The organism is Streptomyces sp. M92 (assembly GCF_028473745.1).
Classification (GTDB): domain Bacteria; phylum Actinomycetota; class Actinomycetes; order Streptomycetales; family Streptomycetaceae; genus Streptomyces.
The window spans coordinates 3072224-3098307 of the sequence record NZ_CP101137.1 but is presented as its reverse complement, the minus strand read 5'-3'; the positions used below and the strand labels follow the sequence as shown (position 1 = coordinate 3098307).

At 71.3% G+C, this 26084-nt stretch carries 25 protein-coding genes and 2 tRNA genes; 10 read left to right on the top strand and 17 right to left on the bottom strand.

Translation table 11 applies throughout. The features are described from left to right. Positions 1-99: 99 nt before the first annotated feature. The 6 genes from M6G08_RS14230 to M6G08_RS14205 form a co-directional block, all read right to left on the bottom strand. Positions 100-1353, bottom strand: a complete 1254-nt coding sequence (locus M6G08_RS14230; RefSeq protein WP_272587530.1) for an HD-GYP domain-containing protein — start codon at positions 1351-1353, stop codon at positions 100-102. Then, positions 1350-2675, bottom strand: a complete 1326-nt coding sequence (locus M6G08_RS14225) for an HD-GYP domain-containing protein (RefSeq protein ID WP_272587529.1) — start codon at positions 2673-2675, stop codon at positions 1350-1352. The genes M6G08_RS14230 and M6G08_RS14225 overlap by 4 nt, the downstream gene beginning before the upstream one ends. A gap of 103 nt (positions 2676-2778) precedes the next feature. Then, positions 2779-3090 (bottom strand): mycothiol system anti-sigma-R factor, encoded by a 312-nt coding sequence (rsrA, locus tag M6G08_RS14220; RefSeq protein ID WP_053136860.1) that lies wholly within the window; start codon positions 3088-3090, stop codon positions 2779-2781. After that, positions 3087-3770 (bottom strand): RNA polymerase sigma factor SigR, encoded by a 684-nt coding sequence (gene sigR / locus M6G08_RS14215; protein ID WP_272587528.1) that lies wholly within the window; start codon positions 3768-3770, stop codon positions 3087-3089. Before sigR ends, rsrA begins: the two co-directional genes overlap by 4 nt. Positions 3771-4027: 257 nt before the next feature. After that, on the bottom strand, positions 4028-4687 hold the full coding sequence (locus M6G08_RS14210; RefSeq protein WP_272587527.1) for an alpha/beta hydrolase family protein: 660 nt from the start codon (positions 4685-4687) through the stop codon (positions 4028-4030). A gap of 1 nt (position 4688) precedes the next feature. Next, on the bottom strand, positions 4689-5504 hold the full coding sequence (locus tag M6G08_RS14205) for an SOS response-associated peptidase (protein WP_272587526.1): 816 nt from the start codon (positions 5502-5504) through the stop codon (positions 4689-4691). A gap of 50 nt (positions 5505-5554) precedes the next feature. Here M6G08_RS14205 and M6G08_RS14200 point away from each other — a divergent pair, with 50 nt between their 5' ends. From M6G08_RS14200 to M6G08_RS14185, 4 genes are all read left to right on the top strand, one after another. After that, positions 5555-6277 (top strand): M50 family metallopeptidase, encoded by a 723-nt coding sequence (locus M6G08_RS14200; RefSeq protein ID WP_272587525.1) that lies wholly within the window; start codon positions 5555-5557, stop codon positions 6275-6277. 133 nt (positions 6278-6410) lie between these two features. Beyond that, entirely contained in the window at positions 6411-7727 is a 1317-nt protein-coding gene (gene aroA, locus M6G08_RS14195; protein WP_272587524.1) for a 3-phosphoshikimate 1-carboxyvinyltransferase, read from the top strand. Between the two features lie 12 nt (positions 7728-7739). Next, positions 7740-8753, top strand: a complete 1014-nt coding sequence (gene rsgA, locus M6G08_RS14190) for a ribosome small subunit-dependent GTPase A (protein ID WP_272587523.1) — start codon at positions 7740-7742, stop codon at positions 8751-8753. Between the two features lie 146 nt (positions 8754-8899). Further along, positions 8900-9223: a DMT family transporter gene (locus M6G08_RS14185; RefSeq protein ID WP_019326978.1), complete on the top strand. Its 324-nt coding sequence runs from the start codon at positions 8900-8902 to the stop codon at positions 9221-9223. 16 nt (positions 9224-9239) lie between these two features. Here M6G08_RS14185 and M6G08_RS14180 read toward each other — a convergent pair whose 3' ends face one another. Next, the gene (locus tag M6G08_RS14180; protein ID WP_272587522.1) at positions 9240-9851 is read right to left on the bottom strand and encodes a TetR/AcrR family transcriptional regulator; all 612 of its coding nucleotides are present in this window, start codon (positions 9849-9851) and stop codon (positions 9240-9242) included. Between the two features lie 202 nt (positions 9852-10053). On the opposite strand from M6G08_RS14180, the gene hisN reads away from it, so the two are divergent. After that, positions 10054-10854, top strand: coding sequence for a histidinol-phosphatase (gene hisN, locus M6G08_RS14175; RefSeq protein WP_272587521.1), 801 nt, complete (start codon positions 10054-10056; stop codon positions 10852-10854). Positions 10855-10985: 131 nt separating this feature from the next. Next, the gene (locus tag M6G08_RS14170; RefSeq protein WP_272587520.1) at positions 10986-11387 is read left to right on the top strand and encodes a CBS domain-containing protein; all 402 of its coding nucleotides are present in this window, start codon (positions 10986-10988) and stop codon (positions 11385-11387) included. Positions 11388-11485: 98 nt separating this feature from the next. Here the strand turns inward: M6G08_RS14170 and M6G08_RS14165 are convergent, their stop codons facing one another. Continuing rightward, entirely contained in the window at positions 11486-12937 is a 1452-nt protein-coding gene (locus M6G08_RS14165; protein WP_272587518.1) for a catalase, read from the bottom strand. Positions 12938-13081: 144 nt separating this feature from the next. Between M6G08_RS14165 and M6G08_RS14160 the strand changes: the two genes are divergently transcribed. Further along, positions 13082-13498, top strand: coding sequence for a Fur family transcriptional regulator (locus M6G08_RS14160; RefSeq protein WP_073724359.1), 417 nt, complete (start codon positions 13082-13084; stop codon positions 13496-13498). A 106-nt stretch (positions 13499-13604) separates the two neighbouring features. Here the strand turns inward: M6G08_RS14160 and M6G08_RS14155 are convergent. From M6G08_RS14155 to M6G08_RS14140, 4 genes are all read right to left on the bottom strand, one after another. Further along, positions 13605-13678, bottom strand: a tRNA-Met gene (locus tag M6G08_RS14155). Between the two features lie 346 nt (positions 13679-14024). Beyond that, positions 14025-15833: a tetratricopeptide repeat protein gene (locus M6G08_RS14150; RefSeq protein ID WP_272587517.1), complete on the bottom strand. Its 1809-nt coding sequence runs from the start codon at positions 15831-15833 to the stop codon at positions 14025-14027. 240 nt (positions 15834-16073) lie between these two features. Further along, a tRNA-Met gene (locus M6G08_RS14145) sits at positions 16074-16147 on the bottom strand. A 74-nt stretch (positions 16148-16221) separates the two neighbouring features. Further along, positions 16222-19224 (bottom strand): UPF0182 family membrane protein, encoded by a 3003-nt coding sequence (locus M6G08_RS14140; protein WP_272591341.1) that lies wholly within the window; start codon positions 19222-19224, stop codon positions 16222-16224. A 164-nt stretch (positions 19225-19388) separates the two neighbouring features. On the opposite strand from M6G08_RS14140, the gene M6G08_RS14135 reads away from it, so the two are divergent. Further along, complete coding sequence (locus M6G08_RS14135; RefSeq protein ID WP_272587516.1) at positions 19389-19931, top strand: PPA1309 family protein; 543 nt, start codon at positions 19389-19391, stop codon at positions 19929-19931. Between the two features lie 27 nt (positions 19932-19958). On the opposite strand, the gene M6G08_RS14130 is transcribed toward M6G08_RS14135, so the two are convergent. The 4 genes from M6G08_RS14130 to M6G08_RS14115 all read right to left on the bottom strand — a co-directional run bounded on the left by M6G08_RS14130 (position 19959) and on the right by M6G08_RS14115 (position 23101). Further along, entirely contained in the window at positions 19959-21053 is a 1095-nt protein-coding gene (locus M6G08_RS14130; RefSeq protein WP_272587515.1) for a YlbL family protein, read from the bottom strand. A 49-nt stretch (positions 21054-21102) separates the two neighbouring features. Next, positions 21103-21267, bottom strand: coding sequence for a hypothetical protein (locus M6G08_RS14125; RefSeq protein ID WP_198941314.1), 165 nt, complete (start codon positions 21265-21267; stop codon positions 21103-21105). A 121-nt stretch (positions 21268-21388) separates the two neighbouring features. After that, positions 21389-21850, bottom strand: a complete 462-nt coding sequence (locus M6G08_RS14120) for a molybdenum cofactor biosynthesis protein MoaE (RefSeq protein WP_043380156.1) — start codon at positions 21848-21850, stop codon at positions 21389-21391. 129 nt (positions 21851-21979) lie between these two features. Next, positions 21980-23101 (bottom strand): SDR family oxidoreductase, encoded by a 1122-nt coding sequence (locus M6G08_RS14115; RefSeq protein ID WP_272587513.1) that lies wholly within the window; start codon positions 23099-23101, stop codon positions 21980-21982. 192 nt (positions 23102-23293) lie between these two features. On the opposite strand from M6G08_RS14115, the gene M6G08_RS14110 reads away from it, so the two are divergent. Then, complete coding sequence (locus tag M6G08_RS14110; RefSeq protein WP_272587512.1) at positions 23294-24748, top strand: zinc-dependent metalloprotease; 1455 nt, start codon at positions 23294-23296, stop codon at positions 24746-24748. Then, positions 24745-25260: an NUDIX hydrolase gene (locus tag M6G08_RS14105; protein WP_272587511.1), complete on the top strand. Its 516-nt coding sequence runs from the start codon at positions 24745-24747 to the stop codon at positions 25258-25260. Before M6G08_RS14110 ends, M6G08_RS14105 begins: the two co-directional genes overlap by 4 nt. A 59-nt stretch (positions 25261-25319) precedes the next feature. Here M6G08_RS14105 and M6G08_RS14100 read toward each other — a convergent pair whose 3' ends face one another. Next, positions 25320-26075, bottom strand: a complete 756-nt coding sequence (locus tag M6G08_RS14100; protein WP_272587510.1) for an AIM24 family protein — start codon at positions 26073-26075, stop codon at positions 25320-25322. Positions 26076-26084: the final 9 nt, after the last annotated feature.

Below are 26084 nucleotides of genomic sequence, written 5' to 3'. Positions count from 1 at the left end.
GTTCCGTTCAGTGGGCTGGCTGTGCCTTTCCGCGCCCCCGGACACCTTGTCCTTCGCATCCAACCACGTACGGCCACGAGGTCGCTCATTACCCATGGGTTACCCAGCCGCGGGCACGCTAAGGCTGCCTCGTGACAGCACTCGGGCCAGTGCCTCCACGACGTCGGGAGCGTAGTCGTCCGCGGGGGCCAGCCGCAGCTCCTCCAGCGCCGCGAGACCGCCGCCGGGACCCGCGCCCCGTACCTTCTCCTCGTAGGCGTTGACGGCCCGCACGATGCGTGCGGCGACCGGCTGCTCCCGGCACGGGTCGGCCTGCCGCTCCACCACCACCGCGACCGCCGCGTCGACGCCGGTCTGGCGGACGACGGCCCCGCCGAGCAGCGCGATCCGCCGCTGCTCGGTCACGGGCAGGGCTGCGGTGGCTCCCGCCGGGACCGGGTCGACCAGGCTCAGCTGGCCGATGTCGTGCATGAGGGCCGCGTACTCGAGGACGGTCAGCCCGGTGCCGGACAGCCCCAGTTCCCGTCCCACGGCGCTGCTGAGCTCGGCGACGCGGCGGGCGTGCCCGGCCGGGGTGTACCCGGCGATCTCGGTCGCCCGGGCCAGGGAGGCGATGGTCTGCCGGTAGGTGGCGCGGACGGCCGCGTAGCGCCGGTAGGACAGCTGGGTGAGCAGCAGCGGCACGCTGAAGACGGGCAGCGCCCACAGTCCCGCGACGGCCACCGCCAGCGCCATCACCGCGCCCGTGGCGCACACCGCGGAGGTGATGCCGAGCATGCCGCGCAGCTCCTCGCGCAGCAGCGGGCCGAAGGGCCAGCCGGTGCGGGCGTGCGCGGGTGCCGCGGCGAGCAGGGCGTCGCACAGCGCGGTCAGGACGAGCAGCGCGATCAGCAGCAGCGCCTGGGCGGGGCCGCCCCAGTCGCGGGAGACGCCCTGGGTGGACAGCGGCTGGAAGCACACGGCGGCGAAGGCGGCGGTGAGCACGCGCCGCGCCAGGTGGTCGAGGACGGGCCCGCCGCCGCGCGCGATGTGCGGCACGCTGCCGAGCAGCGAGGCGGCGAGCACGACCGTGACGGTCTGGGCGACGCCGTGGTCGGCGGGCGTCCCGGCGACGTGCCCGAGCAGCGCGTACGCCAGCGCACCGGCGGCCGCCAGGGGCGCGGTCTCCCGGGTGTCGGCACCGGTGCGCCGGGTGAGTTCGCCGAGGGCGACCAGGGCGGCGAAGGCGAGGGCGACGGGCCGCTGCGCGAGCCCCGACCAGAGCACGGTGGCGAGGCAGCCGAGCGCGAGGAGCCCCGCGCCGGCGGGTATCAGGAGGAGCGGCGCCGGACACCGCCGTCGGTCCGGCGTCACGACGCCCCCTTGCCCACGCCGTCCCGTGCCTCACCGGTCCGGCCCGCGGGCACCCCTGCAGGGGGCGGCGGCCCGCCGTCGGACGTCACCGCCGGACGCCAGCCGTGCCGGCCCAGGGCCCGGACCAGCGCCCCCACCATGCGCGGGTCGAACTGTGCCCCGGCGCACCGCTGGAGCTCCGCCACGGCCACCGTGACGGGCCGGGCCCTGCTGTAGGAACGCGTGGACGTCATCGCGTCGAAGGCGTCGGCGACGGCCACCACCCGGGCCGACTCGGGGATGCGGTCGCCGGCCAGTCCGTAGGGGTAGCCGCTGCCGTCCAGCCGTTCGTGGTGGTGGAGGACGGCGGCCCTGGCCTCCCCCAGGAAGCGGATGCCGCGCACCATCTCGTGCCCGTACTCGGGGTGCAGTTCGATCACGCGGCGCTCCTCGGGCGTCAGCGGCCCGTCCTTGCGCAGCAGCCGGGTGGGCACCCCGAGCTTGCCCACGTCGTGCAGGATGCCGGCGAAGCGGAGCGTCTCGACGCGGTCGTCGTCCATGCCCAGCTCGCGGGCGATCATCATCGAGGCCTGGCCGACGCGCTCGCTGTGCCCGCGCGTGTAGCCGTCCTTGATGTCGACGGCCTGCACGAGGGCGCGGATGGTCGCCTGGTGCGCGGCCCGTTCCCGGTGGTACTGGGCGAACGCCCACCACGCCACGCACATCGGCAGCAGCACGAGCAGCGCGGCGACGGGGCCGTAGGGGCTGCGCCACAGGACGGCCATCATGAGCCCGGCGAGCCCGTGCACGGCGATCGGCCCGAGCGAACGGGAGAACAGCCCTCGCCAGGCCCGCCGCGCGGGCACCCGGTCGGCCAGGAGCAGGATGCCGCCGTCCAGGACGGTCAGCACCAGGCAGAACGCCAGTACCGCGGCGCCGGCCGGGACGAGCGCGTAGGGGAAGTCGGGGGCGACGACCGCGTCCCGGCCGCCGTACTCCCAGTGCACCCGGGCGGCGGCCCAGACGGCGAGCGTCAGCTGCGCGGCCCGCCAGATCCGCCGGAGCACGAAGGGCCGCTGCGCCACCGGGGACAGCAGCGCCCCGGGCAGTGCCACGAGCGCGGCGGCCGGCGGCGGCAGCAGGAACGCCCCGGCGAGCAGCACGGGGTAGCAGGTTCCGACGAAACGGGACCGGGCGACCAGCTCCGAGCCCGCGTACAGCCCGGCGAGCAGGAGCACGGCCCACCACGGCGTGTGGGTCCGGGGCAGCGGATGCAGGCTGACCAGCGCGGCGAGAACGACACCGGCGACGTACACACGCGCCCGCACCGGTACCGCGTCCATGAGCAGCCCCTCCCCCGGCCGTGCCAGTCAGGCTCCGGAGCCTAGGGCGGTGGCGGGAGGGCGCGGGCAGATAACCCGCGGATTAGCACGTACGGGTGACGGCTCAGGACTCCTGCGGAGCCGGCGGCGCGGCCGTCACGTCGTGCTCGGGCACCGACTGCCCGGAGCGGATCAGGTCGATCCGGCCCATGACCTTGGAACGCAGGTCACCCGGCACGTCGTCCTGTCCGCAGCACCGCTTGACCAGCTTCTTCACGGCCTGCTCCAGCCCGTACTTCTCCAGGCAGGGCGAGCACTCCTCGAAGTGGTGCTCGAACTTCACGCAGTCCGAGTCCGGCATCTCCTTGTCGAGGAACTCGTAGAGATGATCGAGGATTTCGCTGCAATCCGTTTCGTGCGGCTCTCCGCAGCTCATGACCCCGAGCCTTTCGCTTCGTTCGACTTGCCGGCGCCGGCCGGGACCAGACCGCGGTCGCGGGCGTAGTCCTCCAGCATGCCGCGCAGCTGACGGCGTCCACGGTGCAGCCGGGACATCACCGTACCGATGGGTGTCCCCATGATGTCGGCGATCTCCTTGTAGGCAAACCCCTCGACGTCCGCCAGGTAGACGGCGATACGGAACTCCTCGGGGATGGCCTGGAGGGCTTCCTTGACGTCGGAGTCGGGCAGGTGGTCGAGCGCCTGCGACTCCGCGGAGCGCAGACCCGTCGACATGTGCGACTCGGCGCGCGCGAGCTGCCAGTCCTCGATCTCCTCGGCCGCGCTGCGCTGGGGTTCGCGCTGCTTCTTGCGGTACGAGTTGATGAAGGTGTTGGTGAGGATGCGGTACAGCCACGCCTTGAGGTTGGTTCCCTCGCGGAACTGGTGGAAGGACGCGTACGCCTTGGCGTAGGTCTCCTGCACCAGGTCCTCGGCGTCGGCCGGATTACGTGTCATGCGCAGCGCGGCCGAGTACATCTGGTCGAGGAACTCGAGCGCGTCCCGCTCGAAGCGCGCGCTGCGCTCCGCGGTCGACTCCGCGCTCGTTCCCCGGCCCTCGGGCTGCTCCGCCTGGCCGTGTTCGGTCCCTGCGTCGGTCCCAGTGACCGGACCCACCTCCTCCAAAGATGTCGCGAGACCGAGACCGGCCCCACTCGAATCGGAGGATAGACGACGATCCGGTCCGCCCGCCGCCCGAATAGGGGCGGTCTTCGCCGCGTGCAGCACCGTCCAGTCCAGGTCGGATCGGCTGCTACGACTCGGGCAGAAGGTCGAACCCATGCGGCGGACTTCCTCTCCTACGGCGTCGGTGCTGATTCTCAGCAACGTATGTCCGCCACAACAGCGGGCGCCCGCCGGTCATTCCCGGGTGTTCACCCGAGTGAGCCGACCCACTTCGCGACACCCTCGGTGATCAGTTCCAGGGCCCGCTCCTGCGTGATCTCCGCCCGCTTGGGCACGGCGAAGCCGTGGTCGCCGTACGGGATCTCGATCAGGTCGTAGGTCCCCTCGGGTGCCCCGGGGAATTCCTCCGCTCTGCCGAAGGGATCGTTGCCGCCCTGTACGACGAGGGTGGGGGCACCCGCGCCGAGCAGTTCGTCCGCGCGGGACTTCTCGGGCTTGCCCGGCGGGTGCAGCGGGAAGCTGAGGGCGAGTACGGCGTGGGCGCCCAGTTCGGCGGCGGTGCGGCAGGCGACGCGGGCGCCGGCGCTGCGGCCGCCGGCGATCACCGGCAGGCCGGGCGCCTGGAGCGCGGGCCAGATCCCGCGCCAGCCGGTGTCCAGGGTCCTGGGCGCGGGCGCCAGCTTCTTCCCCGCCACCCGCCAGGGCTGCTCGACGAGGGCGACGGTCACGCCGTGCGCGGGCAGCGCGGCCGCCAGTGCCCGCAGGTCGCGCGCCTCGATGCCGCCGCCCGCGCCGTGGCTCGCGGCGAGGACGAGCCGGGGCTTGGGCGCCCGGTGCCAGGTGATGCGGGCGGGGCCGGCGTCGGTGTCGACGTTCTCGGTGGTCGTCTCGGTGTTCTCGCTGGTCACGTCAGAAGAGTGTGCCCTCTTCGGGGCCCTCCAGCTCCTTCAGCAGCTCCGGCCCGTTGTTGCGGACGTTGCTCACGGCCGTCGAGACGGGGAACGCCCGCATGAGGCCGGCCGGCGGGGGCGTGAGGAGGGAGGTCAGCTCGTCGGGGTCGGTGCGCGCCGGGTCGAGCCAGTCGTCCCAGCGGTCCGGCGTGAGCATCAGCGGCATCCGGGGGTGGATGTCGGCGAGGGCGTGCGGACCGTCGGCGGGGGCGACGGCGAGCGGCGTGGTCTCCGCCTCCGTGGTGATCACCGAGCAGGTCACCCACCAGGCCTGGGGGTGGTCGTCGGGCAGGGTCCTGTCCCGCCAGAACTCGTACAGACCGGCCATCGCGAAGACCGTCCCGTCGGCCGGGGTCACGAAGTAGGGCTGCTTGCGCGCGCGCTTCTTGCGGCCCTCCACCTCCAGGTCGCGCTCCTGCCTGCCGGTGACCCACTCGTAGTAGCCGTCGGCGGGCAGGATGCAGCGCCGGGTGCTGAAGGCGCGCCGGAAGGAGGGCTTCTCGTGGACGGTCTCCGCGCGGGCGTTGATCATCCGGGCGCCGCCCTCGGGCGTCTTGGACCAGGACGGGACCAGGCCCCACTTCAGCTTCCGAAGCTGGCGAACCGGCCTCGGGTCCTCGACGTCTTTCAGGGGACGGTCCAGGACGGCGTGGACCTCCTTGGTGGGGGCCACGTTGTAGTCGGGCTCCAAGGTCTCCTCGGGCTCCCACTTCTCGATCTCGAAGATTCCCGCGAGATCCTCGGGTCGACGACTCGCCGCATACCGTCCGCACATACGTGCCACACTGCCAGACCCCGCGTTCTCACGAGGAGCCCCCGCCCGAAATGGACCACCTCGCAACGGCCTCGCTCGCCTCCCTCTGGGACGAGGTCTCCGGCACCCAGCCCGATCCCGACCTGTGGGTGGTGATCGCCACCCTGGTCGCCGCGCTCGTGGTCGTCGTGCCGCACGGGCTGTGGCGGATAGCGCGCAACGCCGTCACCATCGCCCACGAGGGCGGCCACGGGCTGGTCGCGCTGCTGACCGGGCGCACGCTGACCGGCATCACGCTGCACTCGGACACCAGCGGCCTCACCGTCAGCCGCGGCAAGCCGCACGGGATCGGGATGATCCTCACCGCGGTGGCCGGCTACACCGCTCCCCCGCTGCTGGGTCTCGGCGGGGCCGCGCTGCTGGCGGCGGGGCGCATCACGCTGCTGCTGTGGCTGGCGACGGCGCTACTCGTCGCGCTGCTGGTGATGGTCCGCAACGCGTACGGGGTGCTGACGGTGGTGCTGACCGGCGGCACGTTCGTCCTGGTGTCGTGGCTGGCGGGTCCGCAGGTGCAGGCGGCGTTCGCCTACGCGGTGGTGTGGTTCCTGCTGCTGGGCGGGGTGCGGCCGGCGTTCGAGCTGCAGGCCAAGCGGGCGCGGGGCGGGGCCGGTGACTCGGACGCCGACCAGCTGGCGCGGCTGACGCACGCGCCGGCGGGGGTGTGGTTCCTCCTGTTCCACGCGGTGTCGCTGTGCTCGCTGATCGGCGGGGGGCGCTGGCTGCTGGAGCTGTGACGCCTGGGGCGCCCTCTCGCGGGCGCAGTCGTCGGCGCATATATGCACGGCAAGTGCACTGTCGCGATTTCGGTCCGGTTTCGACGCTTTTGATCAAGATCTCCGGCCGCGTTCAGCCATTAAAGTGGGGCCCATGACCGTGAACCCCGCGCACACCGCCCTCTGGCCCGCCCCGCACGCGAGCGGAGCCGTCGACGCGACCGTCCACGTGCCGGGGTCCAAATCGGTCACCAACCGTGCCCTGGTGCTGGCCGCCCTCGCCTCCGAGCCCGGCTGGCTGCGCCGCCCGCTGCGCTCCCGCGACACCGTGCTGATGGCCGAGGCGCTGCGCGTGATGGGCGTCGAGATCGAGGAGGGCGTCGGTCCGGACGGCACCGGCGAGTTCTGGCGGGTCATCCCGGCGGGCCTGCGCGGCCCGGCCACGGTCGACGTGGGCAACGCCGGCACGGTCATGCGCTTCCTTCCTCCGGTCGCCACGCTCGCCGACGGCGCCGTCCGCTTCGACGGCGACCCGCGTTCGTACGAGCGTCCCCTGCACGGCGTGATCGACGCCCTGCGCGCCCTGGGCGCCCGCATCGACGACGACGCGCGCGGCGCGCTCCCGATGACCGTCCACGGCGGCGGCGCCCTGGAGGGCGGCCCGGTCGAGATCGACGCCTCGTCGTCCTCGCAGTTCGTCAGCGCCCTGCTGCTGTCCGGCCCGCGCTTCAACCAGGGCGTCGAGGTCCGCCACACCGGCTCGGCCCTGCCGTCCATGCCGCACATCCGCATGACCGTCGACATGCTGCGCGCGGTCGGCGCCCAGGTCGACACCCCGGAGTCCGGCGGCGAGCCGGACGTCTGGCGGGTCACGCCGGGCGCGCTGCTCGGCCGGGACCTGACGATCGAGCCGGACCTGTCCAACGCGCAGCCGTTCCTGGCGGCGGCGCTGGTGACCGGCGGCCGGGTCGTGATCCCGGACTGGCCGTCCCGCACCACCCAGCCCGGCGACCGGCTCCGCGAGATCTTCACCGAGATGGGCGGTTCCTGCGAACTGACGGACTACGGTCTCGTATTCACCGGTTCGGGCGCGGTACACGGCATCGACGTCGACCTGAGTGAGGTCGGCGAGCTGACCCCGGGCATCGCGGCCGTCGCCGCCCTCGCGGACTCGCCCTCCACCCTGCGCGGGGTGGCGCACCTGCGGCTGCACGAGACGGACCGCCTGGCCGCGCTCACCAAGGAGATCAACGAGCTGGGCGGTGACGTCACCGAGACCGCCGACGGCCTGCACATCCGCCCGCGCCGCCTGCACGGCGGGGTCTTCCACACCTACGAGGACCACCGCATGGCCACCGCGGGCGCGATCATCGGCCTCGCGGTCGAGGGCGTGGAGATCGAGAACGTGGCGACGACGGCCAAGACGCTGCCCGAATTCCCCGACCTGTGGACCGGGATGCTCGGGGCGTAGGGACGGATCGCCATGCGCCGCTACGGCAAGCACACCGACGAGGACGACATCCGCTCCCGCCCCAACCGCAAGGGCAACCGTCCGCGCACCCACATCCGCCCCAAGCACGAGGACGCCGCCGAGGGCCTGGTCCTCACCGTGGACCGCGGCCGGCTGACCTGCCTCGTCGAGGACCGGGTGGTCATGGCGATGAAGGCCCGCGAACTGGGCCGCAAGGCGGCGGTCGTCGGCGACCGGGTGGCGCTGGTCGGCGACCTCACCGGCAAGAAGGACACCCTCGCGCGCATCGTCCGCATCGAGGAACGCACCTCCGTCCTGCGCCGCACGGCGGACGACGACGACCCGTACGAGCGCGTCGTCGTCGCCAACGCCGACCAGCTCGCCATCGTCACGGCCCTCGCCGACCCGGAGCCGCGCCCCCGCCTCATCGACCGCTGCCTGGTCGCGGCGTTCGACGGCGGCCTCACCCCGCTGCTCGTGATGACCAAGTCGGACCTCGCCCCGCCCGACGAACTGTTGGAGCTGTACGGCGCGTTGGACATCCCGTACGTCGTCACCAGCCGCGAGGAGCTGGAGAACGGCGCGGCGGCCGACCTCGTACGCGAACACCTGGACGGCAGGATCACGGCCTTCGTCGGCCACTCCGGCGTCGGCAAGACGACCCTCGTGAACACGCTGGTGCCCGAGGACCGCCGTCGCGTGACGGGCCACGTCAACGCGGTGACGGGCCGCGGTCGGCACACGACGACCTCGGCCCTCGCCCTCCCCCTGTCCTCCGCGGCGGGCGGCTGGGCCGTGGACACCCCGGGCGTACGGTCGTTCGGGCTCGCGCACATCGACCCGTCCCGAGTGATCAACGCCTTCCCCGACCTGGTGCCCGGCACCGAGGGCTGCCCGCGCGCGTGCAGCCACGACGAGCCCGACTGCGCTCTGGACGCGTGGGTCGCCGAGGGGCACGCCGACCCGGCGCGGCTGTACTCGCTGCGCCGGCTGCTCTCCACCCGGGAACGGAAGGAAGGCGACTGACGTTCCCGTCGTTCGCCGTGCTGACCTTCGCGTTGTTTGCCGTGCGTTGGGACCGGTAAGGGCATAATCGCACCAAGCCGGATCCAAGCCTGAGCAAAACCTGACGCAGCGGTCACGGTACGACGGGGACTACGGGAGGACATGACATGGCGTGGCTGCTGGTCATAGTGGCCGGGGTGCTCGAAACCGGATTCGCCGTCTGCCTGAAGCTGTCGCACGGCTTCACCCGCCTCTGGCCCACCATCGCCTTCTGCGTGTTCGCGCTGGGCAGCTTCGGCCTGCTGACCATGTCGCTGAAGAAGCTCGACGTCGGTCCGGCGTACGCGGTGTGGACCGGCATCGGCGCCGCGGGCACCGCCATCTACGGCATGGTCTTCCTCGGCGACCTGGTCTCCACGCTGAAGATCGTGTCGATCAGCCTGGTCATCATCGGCGTGATCGGGCTGCAGTTGTCGGGCTCGGCTCACTGACCACCCGGCGCCGGCGTCAGGACGCCGACCGGTGCGGCAGGACGGTGCGTACGAGTTCCGCCACGCCACCCTCGCCGGGCGGGGCCGCGACGCAGGACAGGGCGAGACGTACGGCCAGTTCGCAGGAGCGGGCCAGGTCCCCGGTCTCCGGTGACGGGTCGCCGTTCAGGGCGGCGACGGCACGGTCGCGGACCAGGGCGACGAAGTCGCGGGGCGAGGGCAGCGGACCGTCGGCCCGGCGCTGGGCCGGCACGGCGGAGGACGACGGCACCGCCGTCAGGGGCGGGGCGGGCAGGCGCTCGCTCCAGCATCCGGTGAGCATCGCCCGGACCAGGGCGTTGTCCCGGGCAACGGAGACGGTCCACTCGGCGGTCGCGGTGAGCCGGTCGCGGCGGGCACCGGAGCCGCCACCGGCGAGCGCGCGCTCCACGCCGGCCAGATACCCGTCCGCCTCCCTGCGGACGAGCGCCCGGGCGAGGCCCTCCTTGCTCCCGAACTCGTTGTAGAGCGTCTGCCGGGACACCCCGGCCGCCGCCGCCACGTCCACCATCCGCACGGCGGACCAGGGCCGACGTTCCAGGGCCAGGTAAGCGGCATCGAGCAGGGACTCCCGGGCTGCGGGCACCATCGCCTCCTCGGGCCGACCGGCTTGCGCCCAGATTTGACGGGTATGCGCCCACTGTCAAGCCCCTTCGCATGCCCGCCACCGCCCCACGAACGCCGCGCGCCTCCGCGGTCGGCCCCACCGGGGACCGAACCCCTGACAACCTCGCCACGCCCGCCAAACCCCTGGTGGCCCCGCCCCACCCCCGCCCGATACCGTGACCCGCATGCCCGACTACCTCGACGACCTCCGCCTCGCCCACGTCCTCGCGGACGCCGCCGACGCCGCGACGATGGACCGCTTCAAGGCCCTCGACCTCAAGGTCGAGACCAAGCCGGACATGACCCCGGTGAGTGAAGCGGACAAGGCCGCCGAGGAACTGATCCGCGGTCATCTCGCCCGAGCCCGCCCACGCGACGCCGTCCTCGGCGAGGAGTACGGCACCGAGGGCACCGGCCCCCGCCGCTGGATCATCGACCCGATCGACGGCACCAAGAACTACGTCCGCGGCGTCCCCGTCTGGGCCACCCTCATCTCCCTCATGGAAGCGGGCGAGGGCGGCTACCAGCCCGTCGTCGGCCTCGTCTCCGCCCCCGCCCTCGGCCGCCGCTGGTGGGCGGTGAAGGACCACGGCGCGTTCACCGGCCGCAGCCTGACCTCGGCCTCCCGGCTCCAGGTCTCCCAGGTCTCGACCCTCTCCGACGCCTCCTTCGCGTACTCCTCGCTCAGCGGCTGGGAGGAGCAGGGTCGCCTCGACGGCTTCCTCGACCTGACCCGCGAGGTGTGGCGCACGCGCGCTTACGGCGACTTCTGGCCGTACATGATGGTCGCCGAGGGATCGGTCGACATCTGCGCCGAACCCGAGCTCTCCCTCTGGGACATGGCGGCGAACGCGATCATCGTCACGGAGGCCGGCGGTACCTTCACCGGCCTCGACGGCCGCCCCGGCCCGCACAGCGGCAACGCGGCAGCGTCGAACGGCCGGCTCCACGACGAGCTGCTCGGCTACCTCAACCAACGGTACTGAGGCCGCTCAACGCCCCCCGACCGCCCTCTTGTTGACCCGCCCTTTACCTGCCACTCTGAGAGTCCCCACACTTGTGAACTTGTGAATCCATGAACTAACTCATGGATCACCGGCAGGAGGTGGCTCCACCCATGCTCGTCCGCGAAGCCATGAGCACGGTCGTCCTCACCATCGGTCCAGCCCACACCCTCCGCCAGGCCGCCGCCCTGATGGCCGCGCGCCACGTCGGCGCGGCGGTCGTCCACGACCCCGACGCCGGCGGCATCGGCATCCTCACCGAACGCGACGTCCTGATCTCCGTCGGCCTCGGCCAGGACCCCGACACCGAGCGCGCCCACGCCCACACCACCAACGACGTCGTGTTCGCGGCGCCGTCCTGGACCGTGGAGGAGGCCGCCCGGGCGATGGCACACGGCGGCTTCCGCCACCTGATCGTCCTGGAGCGCGGCGAGCCCGCCGGCATCGTCTCGGTCCGCGACATCATCCGCTGCTGGGCCCCGGCCCGGGAGAGGACGCAGCGAGTACCGGCCTGAGCCTCCGCACACGGCCCCCGGAACGCGAAGCGGGCCGGAACCCCCGTCCCCGGGGATTCCGGCCCGCCGCCACGACAAGCGGTCCAGTGCTGGTTGTGTCAGCCGCGCAGGGCCTGGACCGCGGCCTCCAGCCGCTTGCCGAAGTCACCGTCGGCCTGACGGAAGTTGTTGACCGCGCGCTCGATGATGTCGTCGCGCGAGACGCCGGAGAGGGCGCCGGCCAGGTTGTCGATCAGCCGCTCCTTCTCCTCGTCCGTCATCAGCCGGTAGAGGTTGCCCGCCTGGACGAAGTCGTTGTCCTCGGCGTGCGACGGAGTCGCGGTCTCGCCGGTGACACCGGAGACGGCGACCGGCTGCCACAGGGGCTTGTCCGTCTGGAACGGGCCGCCGAAGCTGTTCGGCTCGTAGTTCTTCGCACCCTTGTGCCGACCGTCGTACAGGTAGCCGTCACGGGAGTTGGTGCGCGCCTCGGTGGCGTGCGGGCGGTTCACCGGCAGGTGGTCGGCGTTGATGCCGACGCGGTAGCGGTGGGCGTCGCCGTAGCCGAACAGGCGGCCCTGGAGCATCTTGTCCGGGGACGGGCCGATACCGGGCACGAAGTGCGCCGGGGAGAAGATCGACTGCTCGACCTCGGCGAAGATGTTCTCCGGGTTGCGGTTGAGCTCCAGCTTGCCGAACCAGACGATCGGGTAGTCCGCGTGCGGCCACACCTTGGTCAGGTCGAACGGGTTGAAGCGGTACGTCGCGGCCTCGGCGACGGGCATGATCTGCACGCCGACGGTCCAGGACGGGAACTCGCCCCGCTCGATCGCCTCGCGCAGGTCGCGCTGGTGGGAGTCGGGGTCCTCACCGGCGAGCTTGTCGGCCTCGGCCTGGGTGAGGCACTTGATGCCCTGGTCGGTCTTGAAGTGGTACTTGACCCAGAAGGCCTCGCCGGCCTCGTTGTTCCACTGGAAGGTGTGCGAGCCGAAGCCGTCCATGTGGCGGTACGACGCCGGGATGCCGCGGTCACCGAACAGCCAGGTCACCTGGTGCGTCGACTCGGGCGACAGGCCCCAGAAGTCCCAGACGTTGTCCATCTCCGTCGAACCCGTGTAGGGGTCGCGCTTCTGGGTGTGGATGAAGTCCGGGAACTTGATGGCGTCCCGGATGAAGAAGACCGGGGTGTTGTTGCCGACGAGGTCGTAGTTGCCCTCTTCGGTGTAGAACTTCAGCGCGAAGCCGCGCGGGTCGCGGACGGCGTCCGCCGCACCCAGGTTGCCGGCCACGGTCGAGAAGCGGAGGAAGGTCTCCGTCTCCTTGCCGACCTCGGACAGGAACTTCGCCCTGGTGTACTTGGTGACATCGGCGGTGACCGTGAAGGTGCCGTAGGCGCCGGCACCGCGGGCGTGCACGACGCGCTCCGGGATGCGCTCACGGTTGAAGTGGGCCAGCTTCTCGAGGAGGAGCTGGTCCTGGACGAGCACGGGGCCGCCGACGCCCGCGGTCTCGCTGTTCTGGTTGTCGGCTACCGGAGCACCGGCCTCCGTAGTGAGCGGTCCCTGAGTCACGTACGCCTCCTGCGCCAATCCTGCAAAACCTGTCCCTTGGCTAATGCCGTCACCGATCCTACAATGGACATTGTCTAAGTCAAGTAAGACTCCAAAGTCACACACGTTCGGGACACGGTCCCCTTTGCTGCTAGGCTGGTGCGCATGAGTGACCTACTGGAACGGCTGCGTGGACGCGGCTGGCGCATGACCGCGCAGCGGCGCGTCGTGGCCGAGGTCCTCGACGGCGAACACGTCCACCTGACGGCCGACGAGGTGCACGCCCGCGCCGTGGACAAGCTCCCGGAGATCTCCCGGGCGACCGTCTACAACACTCTGGGCGAGCTCGTCACGCTCGGTGAGGTGCTGGAAGTCGCGACGGACAAGCGTGCCAAGCGCTACGACCCGAACGCGCACCGGCCGCACCACCACCTGGTCTGCGCCCAGTGCGGCGCGATCCGCGACGTGCACCCGACCGGCAACCCGCTCTCCGACCTCCCGGACTCGGAGCGCTTCGGCTTCACCGTCTCGGACGTCGAGGTGACGTACCGCGGCACCTGCCCGAACTGCGCGGCGGCGTAAACCCTCGCGCGACAAGCCCCGGCCCCGATGGGCGCCGGGGCTTCTCGCTTGGGTATCAACACGCCGAGGGCCGGAACCCTTTCGGATTCCGGCCCTCGGCCATCAGTAGCGGGGACAGGATTTGAACCTGCGACCTCTGGGTTATGAGCCCAGCGAGCTACCGAGCTGCTCCACCCCGCGGCGATGAACAAAACACTACGTCAACCCCACGACCAGAAGCAAATCGCTCCTTCCTCTCCCCCAGCTGCGGGCAGTCGCGCCTCCCCCAGCGCCTGAACGGCCTGGGAGGTACCCCCAGGGCGATGGGGCCCCCGCTCGAGTGAAGCCGAGAGTGGGGGGAGGGTGGGCAGTGGGGGCACCTCCCACTCATGGGGACCCCTCCCGCGCGAACGAAGCCGAGCGTGGGGGAGAAGCCGAGGGCGGGGGAGGAACCCCGCACCACCGAGCTGCGAAAACCCACCCCGCACCAGCACCAGCACCAGCACCAGCACCAGCACCTACAAACCCGCCCCAGCCCAGCGCAGCGTCACGCCGACAACTCCTGCCGCAACGCATCCCGCAGCCGAGCCGCCCGCTCCCCCACTTCCCGCGGCCCCAGCGACACCGCCCGGTCGGCCCACCGCTGCCCCTCCGCCAGCTCCCCCCGCCGCGCGCACACCAGCGCCAGCCGCAGCGCCGCACGCCCGTGCCCGGCGTCGGCGGCCCGCCGCCACCACACGACGGCCTCCGGCTCACTGCCCTCACGGGCCAGCAGCAGCCCCAGGTTGAACGCGCCGTTGCGCGACCCGGCCTCGGCCGCCTCCCGGTACCACCGCGCCGCCTCCACCACGTCACCCCGCGCCGCGGCCATCATCCCGACCCGCACCTGGGCCCGCCGGTGTCCCTGGGAGGCCGCCCGCTCGTACCACTCCTCACACTCGGACTTCTCCTGCGCCGGCTCACCGAGCTCGTGCTCGGGCGCCGGCGGCCGGCGTGCGTCGAGCACCGTCGCCAGCCGGTAGGCGGCCTCGGCGCTGCCGCCGCCGGCCGCACACCGCAGGAACCGTTCGGCCTCGCGCTCGTCACCGTCACGCAGGCGCGCCATCCCCACCTGCAGTGCCGCTTCCGTGTGCCCGGCGGAGGCGGCCCGCTCGTACCAGCGCAGCGCCGCCCGCTCCTCGCCCCGTCCGGCGTGCAGGATGCCGAGGTTGAAGGCGGCGTCGACGCTGCCCGCCTCGGCGGCCTTGGAGAACCAGGGCTCGGCGCCCGTCTCGTCCCCGGCGCGCAGCAGCAGGATCGCGAGCGCGTTGGACGCCTCCCGGTGCCCGGCGTACGCGGCCCGCCGGTACCACTGCTCGGCCTGCGCGGTGCGGCCCTGGTCGGCACAGAGGAGCCCCAGGTTGTACGACCCGTTGTCGTCACCGGCGTCCATCGCGGCGCGGTACCAGCGCTCGGCGGTCTGGGTCTCGCCGCGCTCCGCGTGCAGCGCGCCCAGGGCGTTTGCGGCGTTGCCGTCTCCGTCCTGCGCGGCTCGCAGCCACCACACGGCGGCGCTCTCGGTGTCACCGGCGTCCCGCAGCAGGAAGCCGAGGGCGCACGCGGCGCGGGCCTCGCCGTCCTTGGCGGACGTCAGGTACCAGCGGCCGGCCTCTTTGAGCTCGCCCCGCTTCTCCAGGATCGTCCCGAGGTGCAGTGCGGCCCGCCGGTGACCGCGTGCGGCGGCCTGGCGGTACCACTGCTCGGCCTCGTCGGCCGCGCCGGAGTCGCCCTCGTCGCGCCCCCGCCCGGCGCCCCGGTCCAGCGTCCGGGCGAGCCGGTACGCCGCCTCCCGGTGCCCGCGTTCGGCCGCGGCTCGCATCCACCGCTCGGCGCCGGCCTCGTCACCACGGTGTTCCAGCAGGTCGGCGAGTGCGTAGGCGCCCAGGACGTGGCCCTGCTCGGCGGACTGGCGCAGCCAGTACTCGGCGGCGGGCTCGTCCCCGCGTTCACGGAAGTGGCGCCCCAGCGCGTGGGCGGCCGCGGCGGAACCGGCGACGGCGGCGATCCGCCACCATCCCGCGGCCTCGTCGGCGTAGCCGCGCTGGTGCAGCAGGACACCCAGGTTGTTGGCGGCGGCCCGGTCACCGGCGGCGGTGGCGGCACGCAGGTGGGACTCGGCTCCGTCGAAGTCGCCGCGGCGCAGCAGCATCGCGCCGAGGACGCTCATCGCCTCGACGTCACCGGCTTCGGCGGCCAGCCGTCGGCGCACTTCCTCGGCGGCCTCGTCGGCGGCTTCGTGAGCCTCGTCCGTGGCCTCCTCCTGATCGGACGGCTGCGCAAAACGCCCTGTCCCGAACAGATTTGCCATGTCCCCCATAACGTCCATCGTCGCACCACCTGCAACCTGGGTACATCCGGTATACCGCAGCCAGTGAGGTCACTTCAGCGTTTTGTCGACATGCCCACAGGGAGACAAGTCAAACACAGATCTCCCCAACTTCCCCTGGCGGCGCGGCCGTCGGCTTCACCGGCACATGCGTTCGCGCATCACAAAGGCCCGGATCCCTTGAGGAATCCGGGCCTTCGTGGTCGTTCGCACAAAGCTCACGAACTTCAGTAGCGGGGACAGGATTTGAACCTGCGACCTCTGGGTTATGAGCCCAGCGAGCTACCGAGCTGCTCCACCCCGCGCCGTTGTGTTCACAACCGTATCACGGCGCGGGGTGGTCCCTGACCAGCTGTGACGGCCGGCGGGAGCGGCTCGGTCAGCCGGTGTCCGAGCCTGAGCCGCCGGTGTCCCCGGTGGGCGTCGAACTCGGAGTGGCCTCGCCTCCTTGGTCGTTGTCCCCGCTCTTGTCGTTACCGTTCTTGTCGTCACCGTTCTTGCCGCCGGTGCCCTCGTCGGCCTGGGCCTGGGCCTTCTCGGCCCGCTCCAGCGCGTCCTCCAGATCCTTCTGCGCCTCGGCGTACGCGGCCAGGTCCTTCTGCTCCAGCGCCTTCTGGCCGGCGTCGAAGGCCTTCTGCGCGTCGCTCAGCGCTTCCCGGACCGTCGGGTTGGTGGACGTCGGTGGCGGTTCGGTCGTGCCTTCGCCCTCGTCCGCCGGCGGATCGGTCTCGGCCGCCTCCTCTCCGAAGACCTTGTTGAGGGCCTCGTCGAGGGTGTTCTCGAAGGCGGTGCTGCCGCCGTAGCTCACCAGCACCTTGCGCAGCAGCGGGTACTTGAGGTCGCCACCGCGCACGTAGACCGGCTCCACGTACAGCAGTCCGCCGTCGAGCGGCACCGTCAGCAGGTTGCCGTACTCGACCTCGGAGTCGCCGCCTCTCAGCAGCCTGATGGTCTCGGCGATGTCCTGCTCCGAGTTCAGCTGGCTCTGGACCTGTTTCGGTCCGTTGACGGTCGTGCTCGTCGGCAGCTTCAGGATTCTGATCTTGCCGTAGCCGTCCGTCCCCGCCTCGGCGTCGACCGCCATGAACGCGCTGATGTTGTCACGCCCGTTGGGCGTGAACGTCGTCGTCAGCGAGAACGCCTGCTGCTCCTGGTCGGGCATCTTCATGCTCAGGTAGTACGGCGGCACCGCGTCACCCGACTTGTTGGTCGGGTCGTCGGGCACCTGCCACACCTCGCTGCCGCTGAGGAACGTGTTGGCGTCCTTCACGTGGTAGCGCGTGAGCAGCTCGCGCTGGACCTTGAACAGGTCCTGCGGGTAGCGCAGGTGCGCCATCAGCTCGTCGCTGATCTCGCTCTTGTCCTGGACCGTGTCCGGGAAGGCCTTCATCCAGGTCTTCAGGACCGGGTCCTTCTGGTCCCACTGGTAGAGCTTGACGTCACCGCTGTACGCGTCGACGGTCGCCTTCACCGAGTTACGGATGTAGTTGACCTGGTTCTCCTGGGCCACCACCGCCCGCTGGTCGTTGGCCGCGGTCAGCGAGTCGGCGGTGGTGTCGCCGAGCGTCGTGCGGGAGGCGTACGGATAACCGTTCGTCGTCGTGTAGGCGTCGACGATCCACTGGATACGGCCGTCCACCACCGCCGGGTAGGCGTCGCCGTCGATGGTCAGCCACGGGGCGACCGCCTCGACGCGCTCCTTGGGCGTGCGGTTGTACAGGATCCGCGAACCCTCGCCGATGGCACCGGAGTAGAGGATCTGCGGCTCGCTGAAGGCCGCGGCGTATGCCGCCCGGTTGACCGGGTTGGACAGGTCCACCCCGCCGTCGCCCTTGTAGCTGAAGGTCTTCTCGCCGGAGTCGTCGGAGTAGTCGATCTCCTTCTGGGGACCGCCGACGATCGAGTACGTGTTGGTCTTCTCGCCGTAGTAGATCCGCTGCTCGTACGTGCCGAGGTCACCCTCGGACGGCAGGTTGGACTCGGTGAAGACCGGGCGCCCCTCGGAGTCCACCTCGGTGCCCTTGGCCGCGACCACGCCGTAGCCGTGGGTGTAGCGGAAGTGGTTGTTGATCCAGTTCTTCTTCGGGATGCCGGCCAGGTTCAGCTCGCGCAGACCGATGACCGTGTCCTGTTGCTTGCCGTCCTTGGCGTAGCGGTCGACGTCCAGGTTGGTCGGGAACGCGTAGTAGTTACGCATCTGCTGGAGCTGCTGGAACGTCGGCGAGATGACGTTCGGGTCCATGATCCGGATGGACGCGGCGTCGTTCACGTCGTCACGGAGCTTGGTCGGGTCCTTGGTCTTGCTGACGCCCGGGTACTCGGTGACCTGGGTGCCCTCGATGCCGTAGGCCTCGCGGGTCGCCTTCAGGTTCTTCTCGACGTACGGCGCCTCCTTGGCCTGCTCGTTCGGCTGGACCTGGAACTTCTGGACCAGCGCCGGGTACAGACCGCCGATGAGGATCGCGGAGAGCACCATCAGACCGAAGCCGATCACCGGCAGCTGCCAGGTGCGGCGCCACAGGGTCGCGAAGAACAGCAGCGCGCAGATGACGGCGATGCAGAACAGGATCGTCTTGGCCGGCAGGTAGGCGTTGGCGTCGACGTACCTGAGGCCCGTCCAGCTGTCGGTCGCCTTGAAGTCGCTGGACTTCACCGCCAGCCCGTATCGGTCCAGCCAGTAGGCGACCGCCTTGAGGGCGACGAAGACGCCGATGAGCACCGACAGGTGCCCGGTGGCGGCGGCCGTGGCACGGGCGCCCGGGCTGGTGACCCGCAGCCCGCCGTACAGGTAGTGGGTGAGCGCGGCGGCGATCACCGAGATGATCACGGCCGCGAAGCCGAAGCCGAGCAGGAACCGGTACCAGGGCAGGTCGAAGGCGTAGAAGGAGACGTCCAGCTCGAACTGGGGGTCCTTCTGCCCGAAGGAGACGCCGTTGACCCACATCAGCCAGGTCCGCCACTGACCGGACGCGGAGGCGCCGGCGATGAGGCCGATCAGGGCGGTGATGCCGAGCAGCAGCCACTTCTTGTACGGGGCGATGCCCATCCGGTACCGGTCGAGGTTCTGCTGCTCCATCGACATGGCGCTCAGCGGCGGACGCAGCCGGTGGGCCAGCCAGATGTTGAACCCGACGGCGAGCGCCATGAGCAGGCCGAAGACGAAGAAGAGACCGATCTTGGTCCACAGGGTCGTCGTGAAGACCGACGAGTAGTGGACCGACCGGTACCAGAGCCAGTCCGTCCAGAATCCCGCGAACATGGTGAACGCCATGGCTAGCACGGCGAGGACACCAAGTGTCATCAGCAGGGTTCGGACACGCCGGGACGGGCGGCCCACTCTGATCCGCGGCCCCGTCGGGGGGCCTCCGCCGCGGTCCGGCATCTGGAAAGCCAAGGTGCGCACCTCGAAGTTCGCTGTTGATCCGTCAGGCCCTCGGGTTCGTGGGCCCCCCGTGCGCCCCCGTGATGGTGGGCCCACACTTATGCAACTTACTCATCGTTTACTCGGTTCCCGATTCGGGCCAGTAACGAGGCAGGATTGTGACCATGTCCAACACCCCCATGGCAGCGAGCCCCCTCACCCGGGCCGTACTCGAGATCGACGAGTACGTCTCCGGACTCGGCTGGGACCAGCCCGCACGCCTCTTTGCACTTGTCGACACCGCGCGGCTGAGGACCGATCAGCCCTCGCTCGCGGACCGGCTCGGTCTCCAGGACGAGCCGGAGAGCTCCGGCCTGACCCCGATCGAGCAGGACGAGATTCCAACGGACCAGGCGCTCGACGAGTTCCTGGGCACCATCGCCTGGCCGGACGCGGTGGTCGGCTGCGCCCTCGTCGTGGAGCGCCTGATGCTGCCGCCGTCCGCCGAGGCCCAGGTCCCGCAGGGCCTGAACGAGGCCAAGCTGGCGCAGTGGGTGGCGGAGCACCCGGACCGCCAGGAGGTCCGCATGACGGTCGCGGTGCTGCGCGACGGTGCCCGCGACTCCGCGCTGCGGCTGCGGGAGAAGGACTCCGCCACGGAGGTCCTCACCGGCTCCGACCTGGTGCCGGGCCTGGCTCAGGCGCTGTCGGCGACCTTCGAGGAGTAGGTCCGGGCGCACGGGCTGTCCGCCCGGTCAGCCCTTCGCGCACGTCGGCAGGTCGTCCGTCTTCCCGGAGCGGATGTCCTCCAGCGCGCCGAGGGCGTCGTCGATGGTGTCCACCTTCACCAGGGTGAGCCCGTCGGGGGTGTCCTCGGCGGCGGCCGCGCAGTTGTCCTTGGGCGTCAGGAAGTACCGGGCGCCCTTGTCGCGCGCGCCGATGGTCTTCATCCCGATGCCGCCGATCGGGCCGACCTCGCCGGTGTCGTCGATGGTCCCGGTGCCCGCGACGAACTTGCCGCCGGTGAGGTCGCCCGGCGTGAGCTTGTCGTAGATGCCGAGGGCGAACATCAGGCCCGCGCTCGGTCCGCCGACGTCGGCCAGCTTGATGTCGATGGTGAACGGGAACGTGTGGTCGGTCCCTGCGGAGATCCCCACGATGGCGCGCTTCTCACCGCCGTCGTCGGAGGGCGCGGTGGTGACCGTGACCTTCTCCGTCCTGGTGGGCGTCCGGCCCTCCTTCTCCGCGTCGGCCTGCTCCTTGGCGGGCACGATCGTGAAGACGACGTCCTGTCCGGGCTTGTGCTCGGTCACCAGGTCCGCGACGTCGGTGGGCTTCTGGACGGGCGTGCCGTCCACGGCCTTGATCACGTCGCCGGCGTGCAGCCGCCCCTCGGCCGGGGAGTCCTTGACCACCGTGGAGACGACCACCCAGGACTTCACCGGGATGTCCAGGGCCTTCAGGGCGGCGACCTTGGCGCTCTCCTGGGACTGGCTGAACTCCTCGGCGTTCTCCTGGGTGGCCTCTTCCTCTGTCTTGCCGTCCGGGTAGAGGGTCTCGTGCGGCACCACGCGGTTGTCGTGGGCCAGCCAGCCGTAGACCGCCTCCACGAGGTTCATCTTGTAGTCGGCACTGGTGACCCGCACGGTGGTCATGTTCAGATGGCCACTCGCCTCGTAGGTCTTGTGTCCGGAGATCTGCAGCACCGGCTCGCCGTCGTGATCGCCCAGCGTGTTCACCGTCGGCCCCGGGGACATCTCCGAGTACGGCACGGGGATGAACACACCCGCGCACAGGAGCGCGATCAGCATCAGGGTGGAGGCGAGCATCGTTGCGGTACGGCGTGGCATGGCACGACAGTACGGGACGCGACTGTCAGAACATCGTCAGGGCGTTCGGTCAGGCTCCGGTGCGGGGACGTTCCATCGCCTCGCGGAAGCGGGCGTAACCGTCGAGTTCGGGACCGTCGCCACGGATCTTGCGGGTCCGGTTGGCCCAGCTGCCCCACAGCCCCGCGCCGACAGCAGCCACAAGCGGAATCAGCAACCAGGCAAGTGCTGCCATGCCGACCTCCCAACCCCATGAGCGTCCGCTACTGACTGATCAGCAGATTAACCATCCGCGGTGACAACGCTCACGCCGGGGGGTGGGTTACGCAACCGGAACCAGGGGACCGGCGCCGCTGTCAGCAGGCGCCCACCCACTCCTCGGTACCGTCGGAGAACGTCTGGTGCTTCCAGATCGGCACCTCGTGCTTGAGGTCGTCGATCAGCTTGCGGCAGGCCTCGAAGGCCTCGCCCCGGTGCGGGCAGGACACGGCGACGACCACGGCCAGGTCGCCGACCTCCAGATCCCCCACACGGTGGACCGCCGCGAGCGCCCGAACGGGGTACTCCGCGACGACCTTCTCGGCGATGCGCCGCATCTCGGCCTCGGCGCTCGGATGGCAGGAGTACCCGAGCCGGTCGACGTCGGTGCCGCCGTCGTGGTTGCGCACGGTCCCCACGAACAGCGCGGTCCCTCCGGCCGCGTCGTCCCCCACGGCCCGGAAGACCTCGTCCACGGAGAGCGGCGTCTCCCGGATGCCGATCAGCTTCACGGGGTCGGGGGCGGCCAGCTCTCCGGGGTGGTCGTTCGTGGTTGCCATGTGCCCATCGTGCCCCACGGCACGACGGCACGGAATAGCGTGATCGCCCGGCACGCGCGCGTACCGCCTTGGAGCCTCCTACAGCGCCGCCGCCCCGGGCGGTGCGGGGCGGACCGGCGGCCACCGCGGTCAGATCCGGCGCCGGGCTTTCCGCGCCCGCCGCACCACCGCGGCCGCACCCAACAGCGCCACCGTCGCTCCGGCGGCTCCCGCGGCCGTCGCGTCCTTGCGTCCGAGGCGCCGCCCGGCGACCGTGTGCCGTCCGGAGACCTCCTCCAGCAGCTCCGCCAGCACCTCCTCGTTGGTGTACTTCGGCCGCCAGCCCGCGTCGTGCAGCCTGCTGCCGCTCACCACCCAGGGGTACATCGTGTACGCCAGGTCCCCGGCCGGGGAGGGCGTCAGGCCGATCCGGTGCAGCCGGGCCGCCGCGCCGAGCGCGACCGCCGAGGGCAGCTCCATCCGGCGGATGCCGCTGAGCTCCTCGACCTCCTCCTGCTCCAGCCAGCCGTCGCACCCGACGGCCAGCTCGCCGTCGGCCTTCTCCAGCACGGCGTACTCCAGGGCGCTGCACAGGTCGTCGACGTGGCAGAACTGCCAGGCCGGCCGCGACCCGGCCACGACCAGCAGCCGAGGCGACTCGAAGTACCTGGTCAGCGCGGTGTCCACGCCTCCGACCAGCACGGCCGGCCGCACGACGGTCACATTGAGGCCGGGATGCGCCCGCGGCGCGCGCCGCGCGAGCCGCTCGATCTCCAGCAGGTCACCGACGCCCGTGGCCTCGGCCGTGGCGCGCAGCTCGGCGTCCTCGGAGAGCGGCAGCTCGTTGTCCGGGAGGGCGCCATAGACCATGGCCGAGGTGCAGAGCACGACCCGGTGCACGCCCGCCGCCGCGGCGGCGGTCAGGACGGTCTGCGTCCCCCGGACGTTGTAAGCCGTCCGGGCCGCCGCGTCGGTCTCCAGGTCCAGGTCGAGGGCCAGGTGCACGACGACGTCCGCGCCGCGCAGTTTCTCGGCGATGGCCGGGTCCCGCACGTCCAGGACCTGCCACCGCGCCGCCGCGCACTCCCCCCGCCGTTCGTCGATGGCCACGACCTGTCTGACCTCGTCGGACGCGGCCAGCCGCTCGGTGAGCAGCGCCCCGATCCCGGATGCGGCACCGGTGACCGCGACGACGGGTCCGCGCGCGCCGGGGCGTGCGGAACTGGTTGACTGGTTTCGCGCTGCGCGAACCTGCGGATCTGGGGAACTCACCGGGCGTCTCCAGCGGTTGTCTTCAGTACGGGCGCGCTCGACGCGTACGTACCAGGTGGCATCCATCCTGCCGCAGGCCGTCAGTCGGCGAAGCACCGAGGCCCTAACCGCCCCGGGTGTCTACGCTGGGTGGTGAAGTCGGGCAGCCGTGCCGCCGGAAAGAACCGGCGGCCTTACCAGCCGAGGAACCCCGTGAGTGACACCCCATTCGGATTCGGCCTTCCGCCGGAGGAGCCGGACGACGGCGACGAGGGCAAGAAGAAGGACCAGCAGAGCGGCGGTGGTCAGGGACCGGCCAACCCGTTCGGTTTCGGGATGCCCGGGGCCGGAGGCTTTGGCGGCCCCGGCGGCCCGGGCGCGGACAACCCGTTCGCCGCCATGTTCGGTTCCATGAATCCCAACGACCTGGGCGCCGCGTTCCAGCAGCTCGGCCAGATGCTCTCCTACGAGGGCGGCCCGGTGAACTGGGACATGGCCAAGCAGATCGCCCGCCAGACGGTCGCCCAGGGCACACCGGACGGCACCAAGGACGCCAGCGTCGGCCCCGCCGAGCGCAATGCCGTCCAGGAGGCCGTCCGCCTGGCCGACCTGTGGCTGGACGACGCGACGGCCCTGCCCTCGGGCGCGGGCGCCGCGGTGGCGTGGAGCCGCGCGGAGTGGGTCGAGGCGACACTGCCCGCCTGGCGCGAGCTGGTCGACCCGGTCGCCGAGCGCGTCGGCACCGCCATGGGCGACGTGCTGCCCGAGGAGATGCAGGCCATGGCCGGCCCGCTGATCGGCATGATGCGCTCCATGGGCGGCGCCATGTTCGGCACGCAGATCGGGCAGGCCGTCGGTGTCCTCGCCGGCGAGGTCGTCGGCTCGACCGACGTGGGCCTGCCGCTCGGTCCGGCCGGCAAGGCCGCCCTGCTGCCGGCGAACATCGAGGCGTTCGGCAAGGACCTCGGCGTGTCCCAGGAGGAGGTGCGGCTGTACCTGGCCCTGCGCGAGGCCGCCCACCAGCGCCTCTTCGCGCACGTGCCGTGGCTGCGCTCGCACCTGTTCGGCGCCGTCGACGGCTACGCCCGAGGCATCAAGGTGGACACGGCCAAGCTCGAGGACGTGGTCGGCCAGTTCGACCCGCAGAACCCCGAGCAGCTGCAGGAGGCTCTCCAGCAGGGCATGTTCCAGCCGGAGGACACTCCGGAGCAGAAGGCCGCCCTGGCCCGTCTGGAGACGGCTCTGGCGCTCGTCGAGGGCTGGGTGGACGCGGTGGTGCACGCCGCCGCCAAGCCGCGCCTGTCGTCGGCCGACGCCCTGCGCGAGACGCTGCGCCGCCGTCGCGCCTCCGGCGGTCCGGCGGAGCAGACGTTCGCCACGCTGATCGGCCTGGAGCTGCGTCCGCGCCGCCTGCGCGACGCGTCCCGCCTGTGGGCGTCCCTGACGGACGCGCGCGGTGTCGACGGCCGGGACGGCCTGTGGGCCCACCCGGACATGCTGCCCACGGCGACCGACCTGGACGACCCGGACGGTTTCGTCCACCGCGAGCAGCTCGACTTCTCCGAGCTGGACAAGATGCTCGGCGAGGCGGCGGGCAAGCCCGACCTGAAGAAGAAGGACGAGAAGGGGTCGGACGAGGCCGACGGCAAGGGCGACGGCAGCGAGTGAGCCTCCACGACGACGCCGTCCTGGTTCTCAAGGCGTACGAGAGCCAGGACGAGCTGCGCCAGACCTATCTGGACCATCTCGCGACGCACCCGGACGGCATGTGGAAGGCGTGCGGGGACGGGCACATCACGGCGAGCGCCATGGTGATCGACCCGTCCCGCGAGCGAGTCCTGCTGACCTTGCACAAGAAGATGCGCATGTGGCTGCAGATGGGCGGACACTGCGAGCCGGCCGACGAGACGCTGGCCCGTGCCGCGCTGCGCGAGGCCACGGAGGAGTCGGGCATCGCCGGACTGACTCTGCTCTCCGGCGGTCCCGTGCGGCTGGACCGCCACCCCACGCCCTGCGCCTGGCACCTGGACGTCCAGTACGCGGCGCTGGCTCCGGAGGGGGCCGTGGAGGCGATCAGTGAGGAGTCCCTCGACCTGCGCTGGTTCCCCTACGCCGAGGTCGCGGACGTGGCCGACGAGTCGGTCGTACGCCTGCTGGGGGCGACCCGCTCCCGCCTGTGACCGGTAAGGGGTGACCGCCTTGGCGATCGCCCCTTACCGAACTGTGGCCGTGCCCGTGCTCAGCTCCAGACGTTGCCCTGGTTCTGACCGCGTGCCCCCTGCTGGCCCATGCCGTACTGGGCGGCGAAGCCCGAGCCGATCTGCGCGTTCTGCGGCGGCAGCAGCTCGCTGGGCTGGACGAGCGCGAAGCCGCTGCCCATGAAGCTGAGCTCCCAGCCCTCCCCGGTGCTGCCCCTGCGCCGCCACACCCCGGAGGAGTGGGTCTGCGCCTGCATCTGCACGCGCAGGCCGGTGGACCAGGCGACGATCGCGTCGGCGTCGCAGTTGACGTACTTGTCGGGCGTCACCTGCATCAGCAGCGGGGAGCCCGAGGTCATCAGGGCGACCTTGCCCCGGCCGGTGATGTTGAGCTGGTACTTCCCCGAGCCGGAGATGCCGTACAGGCTGTCGACCGCGACGACCTCGTGGTGCAGGGACGAGTCCATCGCCAGCACGTAGCTGCTGTCGACGGTGAGGCCCTCCTGGTCGACGTCCATCACGTGGACGCACTGGGCGAGGTTGGCGAAGAAGACCGTGCCCTGCCCGTGGCAGCGCATCAGGTCCAGGCCCTCACCGGTGCGCGCACGCGCGCGTGACTGGTTGTTGCTCTGGTACTCGGCGTCGAACTCGACGAGCCCCTGGTAGGCGACCATCGTGCCCTTGCGGGCGAGAACGTCGTCGTGGCCCCCCAGGGCGACCCGGAGCATGTGCTTGTTCTGCAGGCTCCAGGCGTCCTGGGTCTGCTGGTCGTTGTAGGCGAAAAGCGGGCTCTGCATGGTGTTCTG

Coding starts and splice junctions, on each gene's coding strand:
- M6G08_RS14225 (WP_272587529.1), bottom strand. CDS start 2,675: ATGGACGCGGTACCGGTGCGGGCGCGTGTGTACGTCGCCGGTGTCGTT.
- rsrA (WP_053136860.1), bottom strand. CDS start 3,090: ATGAGCTGCGGAGAGCCGCACGAAACGGATTGCAGCGAAATCCTCGAT.
- M6G08_RS14205 (WP_272587526.1), bottom strand. CDS start 5,504: ATGTGCGGACGGTATGCGGCGAGTCGTCGACCCGAGGATCTCGCGGGA.
- M6G08_RS14200 (WP_272587525.1), top strand. CDS start 5,555: ATGGACCACCTCGCAACGGCCTCGCTCGCCTCCCTCTGGGACGAGGTC.
- aroA (WP_272587524.1), top strand. CDS start 6,411: ATGACCGTGAACCCCGCGCACACCGCCCTCTGGCCCGCCCCGCACGCG.
- rsgA (WP_272587523.1), top strand. CDS start 7,740: ATGCGCCGCTACGGCAAGCACACCGACGAGGACGACATCCGCTCCCGC.
- M6G08_RS14185 (WP_019326978.1), top strand. CDS start 8,900: ATGGCGTGGCTGCTGGTCATAGTGGCCGGGGTGCTCGAAACCGGATTC.
- M6G08_RS14180 (WP_272587522.1), bottom strand. CDS start 9,851: ATGGTGCCCGCAGCCCGGGAGTCCCTGCTCGATGCCGCTTACCTGGCC.
- hisN (WP_272587521.1), top strand. CDS start 10,054: ATGCCCGACTACCTCGACGACCTCCGCCTCGCCCACGTCCTCGCGGAC.
- M6G08_RS14170 (WP_272587520.1), top strand. CDS start 10,986: ATGCTCGTCCGCGAAGCCATGAGCACGGTCGTCCTCACCATCGGTCCA.
- M6G08_RS14160 (WP_073724359.1), top strand. CDS start 13,082: ATGAGTGACCTACTGGAACGGCTGCGTGGACGCGGCTGGCGCATGACC.
- M6G08_RS14150 (WP_272587517.1), bottom strand. CDS start 15,833: ATGGGGGACATGGCAAATCTGTTCGGGACAGGGCGTTTTGCGCAGCCG.
- M6G08_RS14140 (WP_272591341.1), bottom strand. CDS start 19,224: ATGCCGGACCGCGGCGGAGGCCCCCCGACGGGGCCGCGGATCAGAGTG.
- M6G08_RS14135 (WP_272587516.1), top strand. CDS start 19,389: ATGTCCAACACCCCCATGGCAGCGAGCCCCCTCACCCGGGCCGTACTC.
- M6G08_RS14130 (WP_272587515.1), bottom strand. CDS start 21,053: ATGCCACGCCGTACCGCAACGATGCTCGCCTCCACCCTGATGCTGATC.
- M6G08_RS14125 (WP_198941314.1), bottom strand. CDS start 21,267: ATGGCAGCACTTGCCTGGTTGCTGATTCCGCTTGTGGCTGCTGTCGGC.
- M6G08_RS14120 (WP_043380156.1), bottom strand. CDS start 21,850: ATGGCAACCACGAACGACCACCCCGGAGAGCTGGCCGCCCCCGACCCC.
- M6G08_RS14100 (WP_272587510.1), bottom strand. CDS start 26,075: ATGCAGAGCCCGCTTTTCGCCTACAACGACCAGCAGACCCAGGACGCC.